Source organism: Streptomyces sp. SM1 (assembly GCF_002910825.1).
In the GTDB taxonomy this organism is placed as follows: domain Bacteria; phylum Actinomycetota; class Actinomycetes; order Streptomycetales; family Streptomycetaceae; genus Streptomyces; species Streptomyces okerensis.
The window spans coordinates 1-16,920 of the sequence record NZ_NEUB01000391.1 but is presented as its reverse complement, the minus strand read 5'-3'; the positions used below and the strand labels follow the sequence as shown (position 1 = coordinate 16,920).

10 protein-coding genes and 1 pseudogene are annotated in these 16,920 nt (G+C 68.2%); 1 reads left to right on the top strand and 10 read right to left on the bottom strand.

Going from position 1 to position 16,920, the window contains the following annotated elements:
* The 9 genes from B9S61_RS10060 to ngcE all read right to left on the bottom strand — a co-directional run.
* Positions 1-1,499: amino acid permease (locus B9S61_RS10060; RefSeq protein WP_103541957.1), on the bottom strand; the 1,499-nt coding region annotated here is incomplete at its 3' end.
* Positions 1,500-1,648: 149 nt separating this feature from the next.
* A complete protein-coding gene (gene dxs / locus B9S61_RS10055) occupies positions 1,649-3,580 on the bottom strand; it encodes a 1-deoxy-D-xylulose-5-phosphate synthase (protein ID WP_103541956.1) in 1,932 nt (643 codons plus the stop codon).
* 238 nt (positions 3,581-3,818) lie between these two features.
* The gene (locus tag B9S61_RS10050; protein ID WP_103541955.1) at positions 3,819-5,111 is read right to left on the bottom strand and encodes a sugar ABC transporter permease; all 1,293 of its coding nucleotides are present in this window, start codon (positions 5,109-5,111) and stop codon (positions 3,819-3,821) included.
* Entirely contained in the window at positions 5,108-5,899 is a 792-nt protein-coding gene (locus B9S61_RS10045; protein ID WP_181007317.1) for an ATP-binding cassette domain-containing protein, read from the bottom strand. The genes B9S61_RS10050 and B9S61_RS10045 overlap by 4 nt, the downstream gene beginning before the upstream one ends.
* Before the next feature lie 182 nt (positions 5,900-6,081).
* Positions 6,082-7,182: a substrate-binding domain-containing protein gene (locus tag B9S61_RS10040; protein ID WP_181007318.1), complete on the bottom strand. Its 1,101-nt coding sequence runs from the start codon at positions 7,180-7,182 to the stop codon at positions 6,082-6,084.
* A 132-nt stretch (positions 7,183-7,314) separates the two neighbouring features.
* Positions 7,315-8,526 carry an ROK family transcriptional regulator gene (locus tag B9S61_RS10035; protein WP_103541952.1) on the bottom strand — a complete coding sequence of 404 codons (1,212 nt, stop codon included), beginning with the start codon at positions 8,524-8,526 and terminating at the stop codon, positions 7,315-7,317.
* Positions 8,527-8,709: 183 nt separating this feature from the next.
* The gene (locus tag B9S61_RS10030; RefSeq protein WP_103541951.1) at positions 8,710-9,645 is read right to left on the bottom strand and encodes a carbohydrate ABC transporter permease; all 936 of its coding nucleotides are present in this window, start codon (positions 9,643-9,645) and stop codon (positions 8,710-8,712) included.
* 15 nt (positions 9,646-9,660) lie between these two features.
* Positions 9,661-10,590 (bottom strand): carbohydrate ABC transporter permease, encoded by a 930-nt coding sequence (locus B9S61_RS10025; protein WP_103541950.1) that lies wholly within the window; start codon positions 10,588-10,590, stop codon positions 9,661-9,663.
* A gap of 76 nt (positions 10,591-10,666) precedes the next feature.
* Entirely contained in the window at positions 10,667-12,124 is a 1,458-nt protein-coding gene (ngcE, locus tag B9S61_RS10020; protein ID WP_103541949.1) for an N-acetylglucosamine/diacetylchitobiose ABC transporter substrate-binding protein, read from the bottom strand.
* Positions 12,125-12,499: 375 nt separating this feature from the next.
* On the opposite strand from ngcE, the gene B9S61_RS10015 reads away from it, so the two are divergent.
* Complete coding sequence (locus tag B9S61_RS10015) at positions 12,500-16,312, top strand: GH92 family glycosyl hydrolase (RefSeq protein ID WP_103541948.1); 3,813 nt, start codon at positions 12,500-12,502, stop codon at positions 16,310-16,312.
* 304 nt (positions 16,313-16,616) lie between these two features.
* Here the strand turns inward: B9S61_RS10015 and B9S61_RS10010 are convergent.
* Positions 16,617-16,805: pseudogene (locus tag B9S61_RS10010) on the bottom strand (chitin-binding protein); the annotation flags it as partial.
* Between the last annotated feature and the right edge of the window lie 115 nt (positions 16,806-16,920).

Here is a 16,920-nt window from a genome sequence, read left to right as displayed (position 1 = left end):
GCGGAGGGCGCGCCGGGGTCCGTCGCCCCGCGCTCGGCCATACGGCTGTGGGTGCGGCTGTAGAGGAAGTACACGACGATGCCGATCGCCATCCAGATTCCGAAGCGGACCCAGGTCTCGGCGGGCAGGTTGAGCATCAGCCACAGGGAGGCGGCGACCGACACGATCGGCAGCACGGGCACCCAGGGGGCGCGGAAGGCCCGGTGCAGGTCGGGCCGGGTCCTGCGGAGGATGAGTACGCTGATCGCGACGATGACGAAGGCGAACAGGGTGCCGATGTTCACCAGGGCGGCGAGCTCGTTCAGCGGGGTGAAGCCCGCGAGGACTGCGATGAGGACACCGAGCAGGATGGTCGGCCGGTGCGGCGTCCTGAACCGGGGGTGCACCCGGGAGAAGAACCTCGGCAGCAGTCCGTCGCGGCTCATCGCGAAGAAGACACGGGTCTGGCCGAGCAGCAGGATCATGCAGACGGTCGTCAGGCCGACGGCGGCCCCGAAGCTGATGAACCCCGCGAACCAGGGGTGCCCCGTGGCCTTGAAGGCGTCCGCCAGCGGGGCGTCCACGGACAGGTCCCGGTAGTTCTGCATGCCCGTGACGACGATCGACACCAGCACGTACAGCACGGTGCAGATGAGCAGGGAGCCGAGGATGCCGCGGGGCATGTCGCGCTGCGGGTTCTTGGTCTCCTCGGCGGCCGTGGCGACGATGTCGAAGCCGATGAAGGCGAAGAACACCACCGAGGCGGCCGTGAAGATGCCCATCACGCCGAAGTTGGACGGGGCCCAGCCGAACATCAGCTGGATGAGCGGGGAGTCGAGGCTGTCACCGGCCGGCACGGGCACGGCGTCCGGGATGAACGGGTCGTAGTTGTCGGCGGTGATGAAGAACGCGCCCGCGATGATCACGACGAGGACCACGGTCACCTTGATGGCGACGACGATCGAGGTGACGCGGGCGGACAGTTTCATGCCGAGGACGAGGATGCCGGTGAGCACCAGCACCAGGGCGGCGGCGAGGATGTCGAACCCGAAGACGTCGGAGCCCTCGCGGCTGCCCAGGACCGCCGGCATCTGCCAGCCCGCGTTGTCCATGAGCGACTGGATGTAGCCGGACCAGCCGACGGCCACCACCGCCGTGCCGAGCGCGAACTCCAGGACCAGGTCCCAGCCGATGATCCAGGCCGGCAGCTCGCCCAGGGAGGCGTACGAGAACGTGTAGGCGGAGCCCGCGACCGGCACGGTGGAGGCGAACTCGGCGTAGCAGAGCGCGGCGAGCGCGCAGACGACACCGGCCACGACGAAGGCCAGGGCCGTGGCCGGCCCGGCGTTGTCCTTGGCGACCGTACCGGTGAGGACGAAGATGCCGGTGCCGATGATGACACCGACGCCGAAGACGGTCAGATCGAGCGCGGACAGGGATTTCTTGAGCGCGTGCTCAGGTTCCTCCGTGTCGCGGATGGACTGCTCTACCTTCTTCGTCCGGAAGAGGGGGCTTGTCACGGGTTCCTCCCACGCTTGTCGTCCTCGACATGATCGAGAGAGGGCAGTGCTCGTATGCCCCGGCGCGGGCGTTCTCACGCGAATGGGCCGCGCGCGCCACTCTTCACGGTGGCGCGTGCGGCCCATCCGGGCGACACGTGGACGGTGGGTCAGTCGCGGGCCGGCTGCACCGAGTCGACGGAGTCCTCGGACGGGCGTTCGTACCCGCCGTCGAGCTTCGCCACCAGGCCGGTGACCTGACGGGCGATGTCGGGGGCGGTCAGCCCGATCTCCGCCAGGACCTCGGCGCGCGAGGCGTGGTCGAGGAAGCGCGGCGGGATGCCGAAGTCGCGCAGGGGGACGTCGACACCGGCGTCGCGCAGGGCCTGGGCGATCGTCGAGCCGACGCCGCCGACGCGGGAGTTGTCCTCGACGGTGACGACGACCCGGTGCTTCTCGGCGAGCGGCGCCATCGCCTCGTCGACGGGCTTGACCCAGCGCGGGTCGACGACGGTGGTGGAGATGCCCTGCCGGTCCAGCAGCCCGGCGATCTCCAGGCACATCGGTGCGAGCGCTCCCACCGAGACCAGCAGCACGTCGGGCGCGTCGGTGCCGGGCTCGCGCAGGACGTCCATGCCGCCCACCCGGCCCACGGCGGGCACGGCGGGGCCGACGGCGCCCTTGGAGAAACGGACCACGGTGGGGGCGTCCTCGACGGCGGTGGCCTCGCGCAGCTGGGCGCGGACCTGGTCGGCGTCCCGCGGGGCGGCGAGCCGCAGGCCGGGGACGACCTGGAGGATCGACATGTCCCACATGCCGTTGTGGGAGGCGCCGTCGGTGCCGGTGACTCCGGCCCGGTCGAGCACGAAGGTAACGCCGCACTTGTGCAGGGCCACGTCCATGAGCACCTGGTCGAAGGCGCGGTTGAGGAAGGTGGCGTACACGGCGAAGACGGGGTGCACCCCGGCGTGGGCGAGGCCGGCCGCGGAGACGGCGCCGTGCTGCTCGGCGATGCCGACGTCGTAGACCCGGTCGGGGAAGCGCTTGGCGAACTTGTCGAGGCCGACCGGCTGGAGCATGGCGGCGGTGATGGCGACGATGTCGTCGCGCTCCTCGCCGAGCCTCACCATCTCCTCGCCGAAGACACTCGTCCAGTCGGCGCCGGAGCTGGCGATCGGCAGGCCCGTGTCGGGGTGGATCTTGCCGACGGCGTGGAAGCGGTCGGCCTCGTCCTGGAGGGCGGGCTGGTAGCCGCGGCCCTTCTCGGTGAGGCAGTGCACGATCACCGGGCCGCCGAAGCGCTTGGCGCGGGTCAGGGCGGACTCCAGGGCCTCGATGTCGTGGCCGTCGATGGGGCCGACGTACTTCAGACCGAGGTCCTCGAACATGCCCTGCGGGGCGATGAAGTCCTTGAGGCCCTTCTTGGCGCCGTGCAGCGTGTCGAAGAGGGGCTTGCCGACGACCGGGGTGCGCTCCAGGAGGTCCTTGGTGCGGGTCAGGAAGCGCTCGTAACCGTCGGTGGTGCGCAGGGTCGCCAGGTGGTTGGCGAGGCCGCCGATGGTGGGCGAGTAGGAGCGCTCGTTGTCGTTGACGACGATGACGAGCGGGCGGTCCCTGGCGTCGGCGATGTTGTTCAGCGCCTCCCAGGCCATGCCGCCGGTGAGTGCGCCGTCGCCGATGACCGCGACGACGTGGCTGTCGCGCTTCCTGATCTGGTTGGCCTTGGCGATGCCGTCGGCCCAGCCGAGGACCGTGGAGGCGTGGCTGTTCTCGATGACGTCGTGCTCGGACTCCTCCTGCGAGGGGTATCCGGACAGGCCGCCCTTCATCTTCAGCCGGGAGAAGTCCTGCCGGCCGGTCAGCAGCTTGTGGACGTAGGACTGGTGGCCGGTGTCCCAGAGCACCTTGTCCCTGGGCGACTCGAAGACGCGGTGCAGGGCGAGGGTGAGCTCCACCACGCCGAGGTTCGGGCCGAGGTGGCCGCCGGTCTTGGAGACCGCGTCGACGAGGAAGGTCCGGATCTCCGCGGCCAGCCGGTCGAGCTCCTCCAGGCTGAGCCGGTCCAGATCGCGCGGTCCCCTGATGCGGGTCAGCAGCGGCACCCGTGCCTCCTTGCAGTAAGAGCTGATCGAGCTGTTGCCGGGCGGGTCGAGTCTAATGTTCCGCTCAACCGATCGGTTCCCGGGCCGTGCGTCGTACGTCACCCGATCAGCAGTACCCCGGATGTCCCCGCCCTACGACACGACTGCGCCCGGCACCCATGAAGGCACCGGGCACAGCCACACCCCTAGGGGCGCGGGGAACTGCGCGACCAGCCACAACCGGCCCGCACGGGACGTACTACGCGCGCCCCGCGGTCTTCTGCGTCTTCCGGGTGACCGCGTCGATGACGACGGTCGCCAGCAGCACGCCACCGGTGATCATGTACTGCACCGGGGAGGCGATGCCCTCCAGCGCCAGACCGTACGTGATCGAGATGATGACCATCACACCGAGCAGCGCGTCCCACGTGCGGCCACGGCCACCGAAGAGCGACGTACCACCGATGACGGCCGCGGCGATGACGTTCATCAGGAACTCACCGGTGCCCGCGCCCTGGTTGGCGGAGGCGATCTTCGAGGCGACGAACAGACCGCCGATCGCGGCGAAGGTACCGGCGATCGCGAAGACCGAGATCCGGACCATCTCCACGTTGATGCCCGCGCGGCGGGACGCCTCGACGCTGCCGCCGAGCGCGAAGACCTTGCGGCCGTAGGCGGTGCGGCGCAGCACGAAGTCCGTGAGGACCAGGAAGGCCAGGAAGATCACCACGGCCAGCGGCAGGCCCTTGTACTGGTTGAAGACGATCGCGGCGGCGAACGCCAGGACCGCGAGCAGCACGGTCCGCACGATGATCTCGTTCAGCGGGCGGGACGGCACCCCGGCGGCCTCGCGGCGGCGGTTGTCGAAGAAGGCGGCGAGGAAGTACCCCGCGGTCACGACGACCGCCAGGCCGTAGGCGGCGGCCACGTCCGAGAAGTAGTAGCTGGTCAGCTTGACGACCAGGCCCTCGGAGTCGAGGTTGATGGTGCCGTTGCTGCCGAGGGTCTGCAGCATGAAGCCCTGCCAGAACAGCAGTCCGGCCAGGGTCACGGCGAACGCCGGGACGCCGATACGGGCGAAGATGAAGCCGTGGATGGCGCCGGCCACCGTGCCGGTGAGGATCGCCAGCACCAGGGCCAGGATCTCGTTCATCCCGTGGGTGACGCTCATGACCGCGAAGGCCGCGCCCGCGACACCGCTGACCGAGCCGACCGACAGGTCGATCTCACCGAGCAGCAGGACGAAGACGATACCGACGGCGATCATGCCCGTGCCGACCATGGCGACGGACATGTCGGAGAAGTTGCCGGCGGTGAGGAAGTTGGAGTTCAGGCTGGTGAAGATGGCCCAGATGATCAGCAGGCCGGCCACGACGGGGATGGAGCCGAGGTCACCGGCCTTCATCTTCCGCTTGAACTCGTCGGCGTAGCCCGCGAACCCCTGTTCGCGGACCAGCAGCCGGGGGTCGACCACGGTGACCGCGGCGGCGGCCGCCTCGGGGTTCTCCACGGCGTGGTCCTCGACGGGGGCGGAGGTCTTGTCGGTGCTCACTTCGTGATCTCCCCATTGGTGCGCGCCGCACGACGGGTCACGGCGTTGTCCGTGGCGCCCGTGATGGCGGAGATGATCTCTTCCTGCGAGGTCGACTTGACCTCGAAGACGCCGTTGTTGCGCCCGAGGCGCAGGACGGCGACCTTGTCCGCCACGGCCTTCACATCGGCCATGTTGTGGCTGATGAGGATGACCGCGTGACCGCGCTCGCGCAGCCGCTCGACCAGGTCGAGGACCTGCGCGGTCTGCTCGACGCCGAGGGCGGCGGTGGGCTCGTCGAGGATCACCAGCTTGGGCTCGCCGAGCATGGAGCGCGCGATGGCCACGACCTGGCGCTGGCCTCCGGAGAGGGAGGCGATCGGGATCCGGACGCTGGGAATGCGGATCGAGAGCGTGTCGAGGAGCTCGCGGGAGCGGCGCTCCATCTCCACCTCGTCCAGGACGCCGCGCCTGCGGACTTCCCGGCCCAGGTAGAGGTTGCCGACGACGTCGATGTTGTCGCACAGCGCGAGGTCCTGGTAGACCGTCGCGATGCCCAGGTTCTGGGCGTCGTGCGGGCGGTTGATCTGGACGCCCTTTCCGTCCCACTCGATGACGCCCTCATCGATGGGGTGGACGCCGGCAATCGTCTTGACCAGCGTGGACTTTCCGGCACCGTTGTCGCCCACCAGGGCGACCACCTCACCGGCGTGGACCTCAAGCTCGACGTCGGTGAGCGCCTGGACGGCACCGAACCGCTTGGAGACCCCGCGCAACGCCAGCACGGGCGTAGCGGACACGTGAACCATCTCCTTCGCCGCCTGACCCGGCGGGAGGTTGTGCAGAGAATTTGGGGGGTGTTTCCGTCCGGCGCCCCGCTTAGCTTGCGGGGCTGTTGTGTGCGGGGCACCGGCGGAAGCGTGTGGCAGTCGGTCCCGGGAGGAAGTCCGGATCGCGGGCTCCCTCATGTGTCACGGGACCAGGGGACTGCTTACTTGAGGCCGATCTTGTCGCAGGCGGCCTTGTACTTGTCCGTGCAGATCTCCTGGACGGTGTAGATGCCGTCCTTGATCACCGTGTCGTTGATGTTCTCCTGGGTCAGCGAGACGACCGGGACGAGGACGGACGGGACAGCCTTGGTGGTGGGGCTGTCGACCTTGTCCTTGGCGATGGAGTCCAGCGACTTGCCCTGGGCGAGCAGGACGGCCAGCTCCGCGGCGACGTTCGCCTCCTGCGGGAACGGCTTGTAGACGCTCATGAACTGCTCACCGGTGACGATGCGCTGCACGCCCGCGAGCTCGGCGTCCTGACCGGTGACCGGGACATCGGAGATGCCGGCGGCCTTCAGGGCGGTGATAATGCCGCCTGCCATGCCGTCGTTGGCGGAGTAGACGCCGACGATCTTGTCCTTGCCGAGGGCGGAGATGGCGCCCTCCATGTTGGCGTTGGCGTTCTCCGGCTTCCACTCCTTGGTGTCGTACTCGCGGCCGATCTTCACCTTGCCGTCGAGGGCGGAGTGCGCGCCCTCCTTGAACAGGGCGGCGTTCGGGTCGGTGGAGGACCCGTTCATCATGACGATCTGGCCGTCCTTGGCCTTGTCGCCCAGGGCCTCGAGGAGCGCCTCGCCCTGGGTCTTGCCGACGGTCACGTTGTCGAACGAGGTGTAGGCGTCGATCGGACCCTCGGCCAGGCGGTCGAAGGCGACGATCGGGATGCCGGCGTCCTTGGCCTTCTTCACCGAGCCGGCGATGGCCTTGGCGTCGACGGCGTCCACGATGAGGACGTCCACCTTGTTGGTGATCATCGTGTCGACCTGCTGGTTCTGCAGGCTGGCGTCCTGCTTGGCGTTGGCGTAGACGACCTCGCCCTTGTTGTTCGTGAGCTCCTTGACCTTCTTCTCGATCAAGGGCTTGTCGAACTTCTCGTACCGCGCGGTCTGGTTCTCCGGCAGGAGCAGACCGACCTTGATGTCGTCACCCTTGGCGGTGGAGTCACCGCTGTCCTTCTTGTCGCCGGACTCGGCGGCGCTGCCACAAGCGGCGAGCGAGACGGCCATCGCACCTGCGGCAACGGCAAAGGCAACGCGACGCATACGCGTGTTCATTCAGAAACCTCCCTGACGAGGCCGCGTCCTTGCGGCCGAGGTGGCTGGAAGTCAACTCGGCCACACGTGCGACGTCAAGAAGTAAATCCTTAACGAGATGGCAACGGTGCCATCCGTTCTCTAAGTGAAGGCAGGGCTCGAGGCGGCGAGTGACCCCGTCGCAGTACCGTCCAGAAGGGTCGAATCGCCCATTTCGCTCAGCGCGAGAGCGAGCGCTCCGAGCACCTCCGCACGGCCCCCAAGTGCCCCGGGGAGAACGGACAGTTGACGTGCCGCACTGGGGATCGCGTAGCGGCTCACGGACTCCCGGATCGGCCCGAGTACGAGCTCGCCGGCCTCGGCGAGATCACCACCGAGGACGACCCGGCTCGGGTTCAGCAGGTTGCAGAGATTGGCGACTCCACTGCCGATGTGACGGCCGACGTCGGCGATCACGCGACGACAGCCCGGGTCTCCGTCCCGCGCCAGCCTGACGACGCCTTCCATCGTCAGGTCGGTGCCGTGACCCGGCTGGAGCAGCGGAAGCACATAACGCGCGGCCGTGAACGTCTCCAGACAGCCGCGGTTGCCGCAGCGGCACACGGGGCCGGATTCATCGAGTGTAATGTGTCCGATCTCACCCGCGGTGCCGCCCGGGCCGCGGTAGATCTTGCCGCTGATCACCAGGCCCGCGCCGACACCGCTCGCGACCTTGATGTAGGCCAGGTCCTGCACGCCCCGGCCGCTGCCCCAGACCATCTCCCCGAGGGCGCCGAGGTTGGCGTCGTTGTCCACGTGCACCGGCACGCCGAGCCGCCCCCGCAGCTCCTCGGCGGGCTTGGTGCCGGTCCAGCCGGGCAGGATCGCGGTCGAGCCCAGGGTGCCGGACTCCACGTCGATCGGGCCGGGCACGCCCAGGCCCACTCCCGCGACCTTGGACCGGTCCACCCCGGTCGCCTCGATCAGCCGGCTGACCAGCTGTTCCGCCCGGTCGAAGCCCTGGGTCGAGGAGGCGTCCACGTCCAGCGGTTCTGACTCCTCGGCCAGCACCTGGTGGGCCAGGTTCCCGACCGCGACCCGAAGGTGGGTGTGCCCGAAATCGACCCCGATCACGATGCCGGCGTCCCCGCTCAGCGAGACCGCGCGGGCCCGGCGGCCGCCCGAAGAGGTGGGGGTGACCTCCACCGTTCCGCGGTCCTTCAGCTCCCGGACGATATTGGAGACCGTGGCCGCGGACAGGCCGGTCGTCCTCGCGATCTCGGCCTGGGTGAGGGAACCCGCAAGACGTACTGCCCGGACGACCCGCTCCAGGTTGGCTCGGTGCAGCGACGACTGCGACCCCGGAGTCTCCACGACGACCTCCCGCGCGCGGGGGCCGCATCGGTGAGGCCCCTCTCTGTCCAACTAGTGAACTCTAAGATGAGCCGTTCGGGTTGCCTCCCGTCAAGAGGTTGAACCGTTTCCGGGTGCATGGACACACGCCGACACGCCGCTCCCCGGGAGGGGAGCGGCGTGTGAACGGTGGATTCCGTAGCGTTACTTCAAGGTTGCGGAGGTGAGGCCGGCCTGCACCTGGCGCTGGAAGGAGAGATAGACCACCAGCATGGGCACCATGGCGATGGTCACACCGGCGAAGAGCACGGGAAGGTCGGAGGCGTATCCCTGCTGCTGCTGGAGCTGGATCAGCCCCTGGGTCAGCACATAGCGTTCCGGATCGTCACCGCTCTGCGGCTGCATCAGCACGGTCGGCAGGATGTACTGGTTCCACTGGCCCAGCGTGTTGAAGATGCCGACGCTCAGCAGACCGGGCTTGGCCATCGGCATCATCACCTGGAAGAAGGTCCGGGTGTGCGAGGCCCCGTCGAGGACCGCCGCCTCGAAGACCGCCGTGGGCAGGGTCCGGAAGAACGCGTGCATGAAGAACACCGTGAACGGCAGCGAGTAGGCCACGTACACCAGGGCCAGGCCGTGGTAGGTGTTCAGCATGTCCAGCCGCTTGACCATGAAGAACAGCGGCACCAGGGCCAGGAAGACGGGGAACATCGCGCCCGCGACGAAGAAGTAGTACAGCAGGCGGTTGCCCCGGAACTCGTAGCGGGCCAGTACGTAGGCCGCCATGGAGCCGAACAGCATCGTCAGCGGCACGGAGATGACGAGCACGATGACGGTGCTGGTGAAGTAGTCGCCGATGCCCTTCTCCCAGGCGCGGGAGAAGACGCCCAGGTCCCAGTTCTGCGGCCAGCCGAAGGCCGATCCGCCGATCTGCGCGTCGGTCCGGAAGGAGCTGAGCACCAGCCACAGCAGCGGCAGCACGATCAGCACCGCCCACACGGCGAGGAAGCCGTGCGAGAAGACGTTCAGCACGACGCCCTCGCCGCGCTGGTCGCCCGGGCGGACGGTGCCCCTGCTCACCGGCGGCGAGGGCGGGGTGGGGCCCCCGGTGGGGGCGGATTCCTTGAGAGGTGCGCTCATCGTCGTTGCTCCGCCTCAGAACTCGATGCGCTCGCGACGGGTGGCGCGCAGCATGACCACGGACACGATCAGGGTGAGGAGCAGCATGACCACGCCCATGGCGCAGGCATAGCCGCTCCGGCCGTACAGCAGGAAGTTGCGCATCATCACGGTCGACATGACCTCGCTGTGGTGGTCGGGGCCACCGCCGTAGTCGCCGGCGGTCATGGTGGAGACCAGGATGAACATGTCCATCGCCGCGATGCCGAGATAGACCCAGGCGGTCTGCACGGAGTCCCACAGCAGCGGCAGGGTGATGCGGAAGAAGGACTGGGTGCGGCTCGCTCCGTCGATCAGGGCGGCCTCGTAGATGTCACGCGGAATGGACTGCATGGCGGCGGAGAAGAGCACCAGATAGAAACCGACGCCGTGCCAGACGACCACCGCCATGAGGGCCCACAGCACGAAGTTCGGCTCGTTGAGCCATTCCACGGGATTCTGGCTGTCGACCAGTCCGAATTCGATCAGGGCGCCGTTGAGCATACCGCCGCCGTCGCTGCGGTAGACCGCCCCGAACAGCACGGCCAGGATGGCCAGCGACAGGACCTGCGGGAAGAAGTAGATGACGCGGTAGTACTTCGATCCGGTGACCCCAAAGACCCCTCCGGAACGTCCGCGTCCGCCCGCGTTCAGCATGAAGGCGAAGAACAGCGCGAGCAGAATGGTGATCACCGGGATGAACACCAGGAACAGGATGTTGTGCCAGATGGCACCCATGAAGATGTCGTCCTTGAACAACGCCGTGTAGTTGTCCAGGCCGACGAACTCGAAGCTCTGCGACTGCCCCTTCCAGTCGGTCAGTGAATAACCGAACGTCTGGATGTACGGCCAGATCACGAAGATCACATAGAGCGCCACGGGAAAGAGGAGAAATCCCGCGACGAACCGGTGCTGCCCTTTGCGCATGGCGTTCCTGCCCCTGGGTGTGGCCGCCGCGGGCCGGGATTCCTCCCGGCCCGCGGCGGTCGTCGGTCGAGCGAGATCAGTCGCGGCGGTTCTTCTTCGACGCCGGGTCCTTGGCCTGCTTGTCGACCGCCGCCTGGGCGCGCTTGAGCCATTCCCTGGGCTGGATGCGCTTGGCCATCAGCTCGTTGGACGCGTTCTCGATGGCGGTGCCCATCTCGCTGTACCACTCGGTGTACAGGAAGCGGAAGGTGTTGTCGCCGGCCGCCGCGGAGGCCTCGACGGTGGACTGGGTGCCCGGCCGCAGCTGCACGCCCCGGTCGACACCGTCCTTGAGGATGGTCAGCGAGTTCGCCTCCTTGGCGAAGATGGTCGACCACTCCTTGGAGAGCATCATCCGCATGAACTCCTTGGCCGCGGGGAGGTTCTTGGCCTTGGACGGGATGATGAAGGGCTCGCCGGAGCCGGCCCGGATCGCCTCGAAGGGCAGCGCGCTGTCGGCGAGCACCGGCATCGGCAGGAACTTCATGTCGAAGTCGTCCGGTGTCGTCTTGAGCTGCTCGTTCTCGAGCCAGGAGCCGCTGGTGATGAAGGCGGCCTTGTACTGGTTCCAGCGGGTCTGCGACTCGGTGTGGGTCAGGCCGTTCGTGCCGGGCATCAAGTAGCCCTTCTCGACGACCTCGTACACGGCCTCGATGGCCTCCGTGGCGGCGTCGGAGCCGACGAACGCCTTGGGGTCGAGGTTGTCGATCGCCTTCATGGCGTCCAGGCCGCCCTTCTTGGCGATCAGGTCCATGATGGCGACGTTGATGTAGTACGGGAACTTGCCCTGGTGCGCGAGGCCGCCGATGCCCTGGGCCTTGGCGTCCTTGCAGATGGCGAGGAAGTCGTCCCAGGTCTTGGGCGCCTCCCAGCCCTTCTCCTTGAACAGCTTGCCGGAGTACCACAGACCCCACACCGTGTAGATGTAGTTGAGGGCGACGAGCTTGCCCTCCTGCATGCCGGCGTCGAGCGTGCCGGGGATCAGGGTGTCGCGGACCTTCACGTCCGGGTCGTCGGCCGAGGGGGCGTCCAGCACCTCGGCGAGGTCGAGGAGCTGGCCGTTCTTGTGCAGTACGTCGATCGGGATCTGCTGGGCGCCGGAGTCGTCGACGATGTCCGGCGGATTGCCGGCGTTGAACCGCGGCTGGAGTTTGCCCGTGATCTCCTGGGTGCCGGTGTGGACGGAGGTGACGCCCCTCTTCTTCTTGAAGTCGGCCTCCCACGCCTTGGCGTAGTCGTCGCCGTAGCCGCCCTTGAAGATGACGACGTCGAGTTTGCTGCCTTCCTTGACGCCGAACGGGTTGGATTCGGACGTCTTGCCCTCGTTGTCGCCGGAATTGCCGTCCCCGCCCCCGCTGGCGCACGCGGACAGGAAGCTCATCGCCGGTACGGAAACCAGGCCGAGTGCGGCGGACCGCTTGATCAGTGCGCGGCGTCCCACGCCGGTCGTGCTGTTGTCACCGGTGCCGTTGTTCTCGGCGGAAGTGGATCCCATGCTCAAGTCCTCGCCTTCTCCAGGACTCAGGCGGTGAACCGGATCCTTCCCGGCACCGCGTTCGGGTCAAGCTGGGTCGTGCAGGAAGTGCGGCCGTGCAGGGTCGGGTGCGGTGAAGACGCCCCGGAGTGCCGACAGGTATAGTCCACTTCACGCCGACGGAGCAAGATCGAATGCAAGGTTCCCCTCCGGTCTTTTCCGAGTTGAGACCTCGCGGAAAGATGAGCCTCCGGCGCGTTGTGCTGCGGAGAAATCCTTGCCACCACCCCCGAATGCCACATTCAACCCCCTTGACATCGCGGGCCACTTGACCCACTACTGGTCCTTGCGCATCTCGATTGACAACGTTGTCCAGCGCAGGGAGGGTGCTCGCGCATGCAACCAGGGGTTCGGCACAGATGGGGAACGGCGGTCGTCGCGACGACCGCCTTTGCTTTGGCCGCGGGCTCACAGGGCGTCGCGGTCGCCCTGCCCACGGCGCCGGAGAAGGCAGACCGGGAGTTCGCTTCGTCCTTCGAGGCCGGCCAGCCGGCACCGGACTGGCTGAACACCGTGGACACCACCCGGGACGGCGCCAAGCGCGCCTCGGGCGTGGACGGCGGCTTCACGTCCGGCATCCCGGGCAATGTCACCGACCACGTCACGGACGTCCGGGCCAGCGGGGAGAACACCGGCGGCAAGGAGGTGAAGGGAAACCTCTTCGACGGTGAGTCCGCCACCAAGTGGCTGACCTTCGCGCCGACCGGCTGGATCGAGTTCGACCTGGACGAGCCGACGAGGATCGTGAAGTACGCCCTCACCTCGGCCAACGACCACGACGAGCGCGACCCGGTGGACTGGACGCTGAAGGGCTCGACGGACGGCGAGGACTGGAAGACCCTCGACACCCGCTCCGGGGAGTCCTTCCCGGAACGCTTCGAGACCAGGACGTACGACCTCGCCGAGCCGGCCGGGTTCCGGCACTGGCGGGTGGAGTTCACCAAGAACAAGGGATCGGACGACGCCCTCCAGCTCGCCGAGATCCAGCTGTCCACCGGCATCGCCGACCCCATACCGGAGGACATGCTCTCGCTCGTCGACCGCGGCCCGGCCGGCTCGCCGACCGCGAAGGCGGACGCCGGCTTCACCGGCAAGCGCGCCCTCAGATACGCCGGCCGGCACACCACGGAGGGCCGGGCCCACTCGTACAACAAGGTCTTCGACGTCCATGTGAAGGTCGAGCGCCGTACGGAGCTGTCGTACAAGATCTTCCCGTCGATGGCGGACCGGGACCTCGACTACGACGCCACGAACGTCTCCGTCGACCTGGCCTTCACCGACGGCACCCATCTGAGCGAACTGAGGGCGACGGACCAGCACGGCTTCCCGCTGACGCCGCGCGGCCAGGGCGACTCCAAGGTGCTGTACGTCAACCAGTGGAACAGCGTGCGCTCCGCGATCGGCTCGGTGGCGGCCGGCAAGACCGTCGACCGGATCCTGGTCGCCTACGACTCCCCCAAGGGCCCGGCGAAGTTCCGGGGCTGGCTGGACGACGTGGCGCTGAAGCGGGTGCGGCCCGAGCGGCCGAAGGCCCATCTGTCCGACTACGCGCTGACCACCCGGGGCACCAACTCCAGCGGCGGCTTCTCCCGCGGCAACACCTTCCCGGCCGCGGCCGTGCCGCACGGGTTCAACTTCTGGACCCCGGTCACCAACGCCCGTTCGACGAGCTGGCTGTACGACTACGCGAGCGGCAACAACGACGACAACCTCCCGACCATCCAGGCCTTCAGCGCGAGCCACGAGCCCAGCCCCTGGATGGGTGACCGGCAGACCTTCCAGGTGATGCCGTCGGTCGCCCCCGGGACCCCGGACCTCGGCCGTGAGGCTCGCGAGCTGGCCTTCCGGCACGAGAACGAGACCGCGCGGCCGTACTACTACGGGGTGCGGTTCGAGAACGGCGTGAAGGCCGAGATGGCGCCGACGGACCACGCCGCGATGATGCGCTTCACCTTCCCCGGTGACGACGCGAGCGTGCTGTTCGACAACGCCGGCGACGAGAACGACGCGGACCGGGCCGGACTCACCCTCGACGAGAAGAACGGCACCTTCACCGGTTGGTCCGACGTCAAGTCCGGGCTGTCCACGGGCGCGACCCGGATGTTCGTGTACGGCGAGTTCGACAAGAAGGTCACCGACGGCGGCGCCGAGGGCGTCAAGGGGCATCTGCGCTTCGACGCGGGCAAGAACCGCACGGTCACCCTGCGCATGGCCACGTCCCTGATCAGCGTCGACCAGGCGAAGGACAACCTGCGCCAGGAGATCGGCGAGCGCACCTCGTTCGACAGGGTCAAGCGGGACGCACAGCGGCAGTGGGACAGGATCCTCGGTAACGTCGAGGTGGAGGGAGCCACACCGGACCAGCTGACCACGCTCTACTCCAGCCTCTACCGCCTGTACCTGTACCCGAACGCGGGCCACGAGAAGGTCGACGGAGAGTACAAGTACGCCTCGCCCTTCTCCAGGATGGAGCGGCAGGACACCCCGACGCACACCGGCGCGAAGATCGTGGACGGCAAGGTGTACGTCAACAACGGTTTCTGGGACACGTACCGGACCACCTGGCCGGCGTACTCATTTCTGACGCCGTCCAAGGCCGGTGAGCTGGTCGACGGGTTCGTGCAGCACTACAAGGACGGCGGCTGGACCTCCCGCTGGTCCTCCCCCGGCTACGCCGACCTGATGACCGGCACCTCCTCGGACGTCGCGTTCGCGGACGCGTACGTCAAGGGTGTCGACTTCGACGCGGAGGCCGCCTACGACGCGGCGCTGAAGAACGCCTCCGTCGTGCCGCCGTCCTCGGGCGTGGGCCGCAAGGGCATGGCGACCTCTCCGTTCCTCGGCTACACCAGCACCGAGACGCACGAGGGTCTGTCGTGGGCGCTCGAGGGGTATCTCAACGACTACGGCATCGCGAACATGGGCGAGGCCCTCTACCGGAAGACGGGCGAGAAGCGCTACCGGGACGACGCCGCGTACTTCATGGACCGCGCGCAGGACTACGTCAATCTCTTCGACTCCGAGGCCGGGTTCTTCCAGGGCCGCGACCTCAAGGGTGACTGGCGGGTGAAGTCCTCCGAGTACGACCCGCGGATCTGGGGATACGACTACACCGAGACCAACGGCTGGGGCTACGCCTTCACCGCCGCGCAGGACAGCCGCGGTCTGGCCAACCTGTACGGCGGCCGCGACGGCCTCGGCGACAAGCTCGACGAGTACCTGTCCACCCCGGAGACGGCCGCCCCGGAGCTCAAGGGCTCCTACGGCGGTGTCATCCACGAGATGATCGAGGCACGGGACGTCCGGATGGGCATGTACGGCCACTCCAACCAGGTCGCCCACCACGCGCTGTACATGTACGACGCGGCCGGGCAGCCCTGGAAGACGCAGGCGAACGTCCGCGAGGTGCTGGCCCGCCTCTACACGGGCAGCGAGATCGGCCAGGGCTACCACGGCGACGAGGACAACGGCGAGCAGTCCGCCTGGTACCTGTTCTCCTCGCTCGGCTTCTACCCGCTGGTCATGGGCAGCGGCGAATACGCCATCGGCTCCCCGCTGTTCAAGAAGATGACCGTGCACCTGGAGAACGGCCGCGAACTGGTCGTCAAGGCCCCGAAGAACAGCGCGAAGAACGTGTACGTGCAAGGGCTGAAGGTCAACGGCAAGCGCTGGAACTCCACTTCGCTGCCGCACTCGGTGATCGCCCGGGGCGGTGTCCTGGAGTTCGACATGGGCTCGCGTCCGTCGTCGTGGGGCACGGGCAAGAACGCGGCGCCGGTGTCGATCACCCGGGACGACGAGGTGCCCACGCCCCGCGCGGACGCCCTGAAGGGCGCGGGCGCACTGTTCGACAACACGTCGGCGACCGGCGCCACGGTGTCCACCGTGGAGCTTCCCGTCACCGGTGACACCGAGGCGGTGCAGTACACGCTGACCTCCTCGGACCACGCCGACGCGCCCACGGGCTGGACACTGCAGGGCTCGGCCGACGGCGAGACGTGGACGGACCTGGACAGGCGCACGGACGAGACCTTCCGCTGGGACCGCCAGACCCGCGCGTTCTCGGTGGACCGTCCGAAGAGCTACGGCCACTACCGGCTGGTGCTGACCGGTGAGGCAGTGCTGACGGAGGTGGAACTGCTGAGCTGACCGCAGCGCACGGGGCGGGTCCGGCACGTCCCGGGCCCGCCTCGTGGTGCCGGACGACCGAGGAGGCGGGCGGTCCCGATGACGGCCGGACAGGCCATCGGGGCCGCCCGCGCGGGCGGTTCAGCCGGCACGGCAGGGCAGGGACGTCACGCCGTCACCGCCGGAGCCGGAGAGCACGTGGGCGGAACGGCGCGCTTCCCCGGGGATCCGGGGAGCGGTCGTGGTCCACGCCGCTCGGGGCCGTCACGTCCCGGACTCCGAAGGAGGCCGCCCCGCTCCACAGGGTGCCGGTCCCCGCTCCGTGGCACAGGAAGGTGCGACTGCCCGGGTTCATGGGTGTGCCGCGGGATTCCGCCTCGGTGCCCGCCGTCAGGGCCAGGCCGATGGCCGGGATCGTGGCGAGCAGGGAGACCAGGAAGAGGAACAGGGCTGTGCTGCGGGCGGGGAGCGCGGGCCGGGAAGCGGTCGCACTCCCCCAGTCTGCCGTCGTCATGACACACCTGTCCGCGACTGTGGGGTGGACGGGCCGTGCGGCGTGCGGGCGGACGAGGTGGCAGTCCCCGACGGCGGGTTCCGGTCCACCGAAGTTATGGGAGCGCTCCCACCTC

Excerpts from the sequence above, each read along its gene's own strand:
- B9S61_RS10040 (WP_181007318.1), bottom strand. The coding sequence starts at position 7,182 with ATGCGTCGCGTTGCCTTTGCCGTTGCCGCAGGTGCGATGGCCGTCTCG.
- B9S61_RS10045 (WP_181007317.1), bottom strand. The coding sequence starts at position 5,899 with ATGGTTCACGTGTCCGCTACGCCCGTGCTGGCGTTGCGCGGGGTCTCC.
- B9S61_RS10025 (WP_103541950.1), bottom strand. The coding sequence starts at position 10,590 with ATGCGCAAAGGGCAGCACCGGTTCGTCGCGGGATTTCTCCTCTTTCCC.
- B9S61_RS10030 (WP_103541951.1), bottom strand. The coding sequence starts at position 9,645 with ATGAGCGCACCTCTCAAGGAATCCGCCCCCACCGGGGGCCCCACCCCG.
- ngcE (WP_103541949.1), bottom strand. The coding sequence starts at position 12,124 with ATGGGATCCACTTCCGCCGAGAACAACGGCACCGGTGACAACAGCACG.
- B9S61_RS10015 (WP_103541948.1), top strand. The coding sequence starts at position 12,500 with ATGCAACCAGGGGTTCGGCACAGATGGGGAACGGCGGTCGTCGCGACG.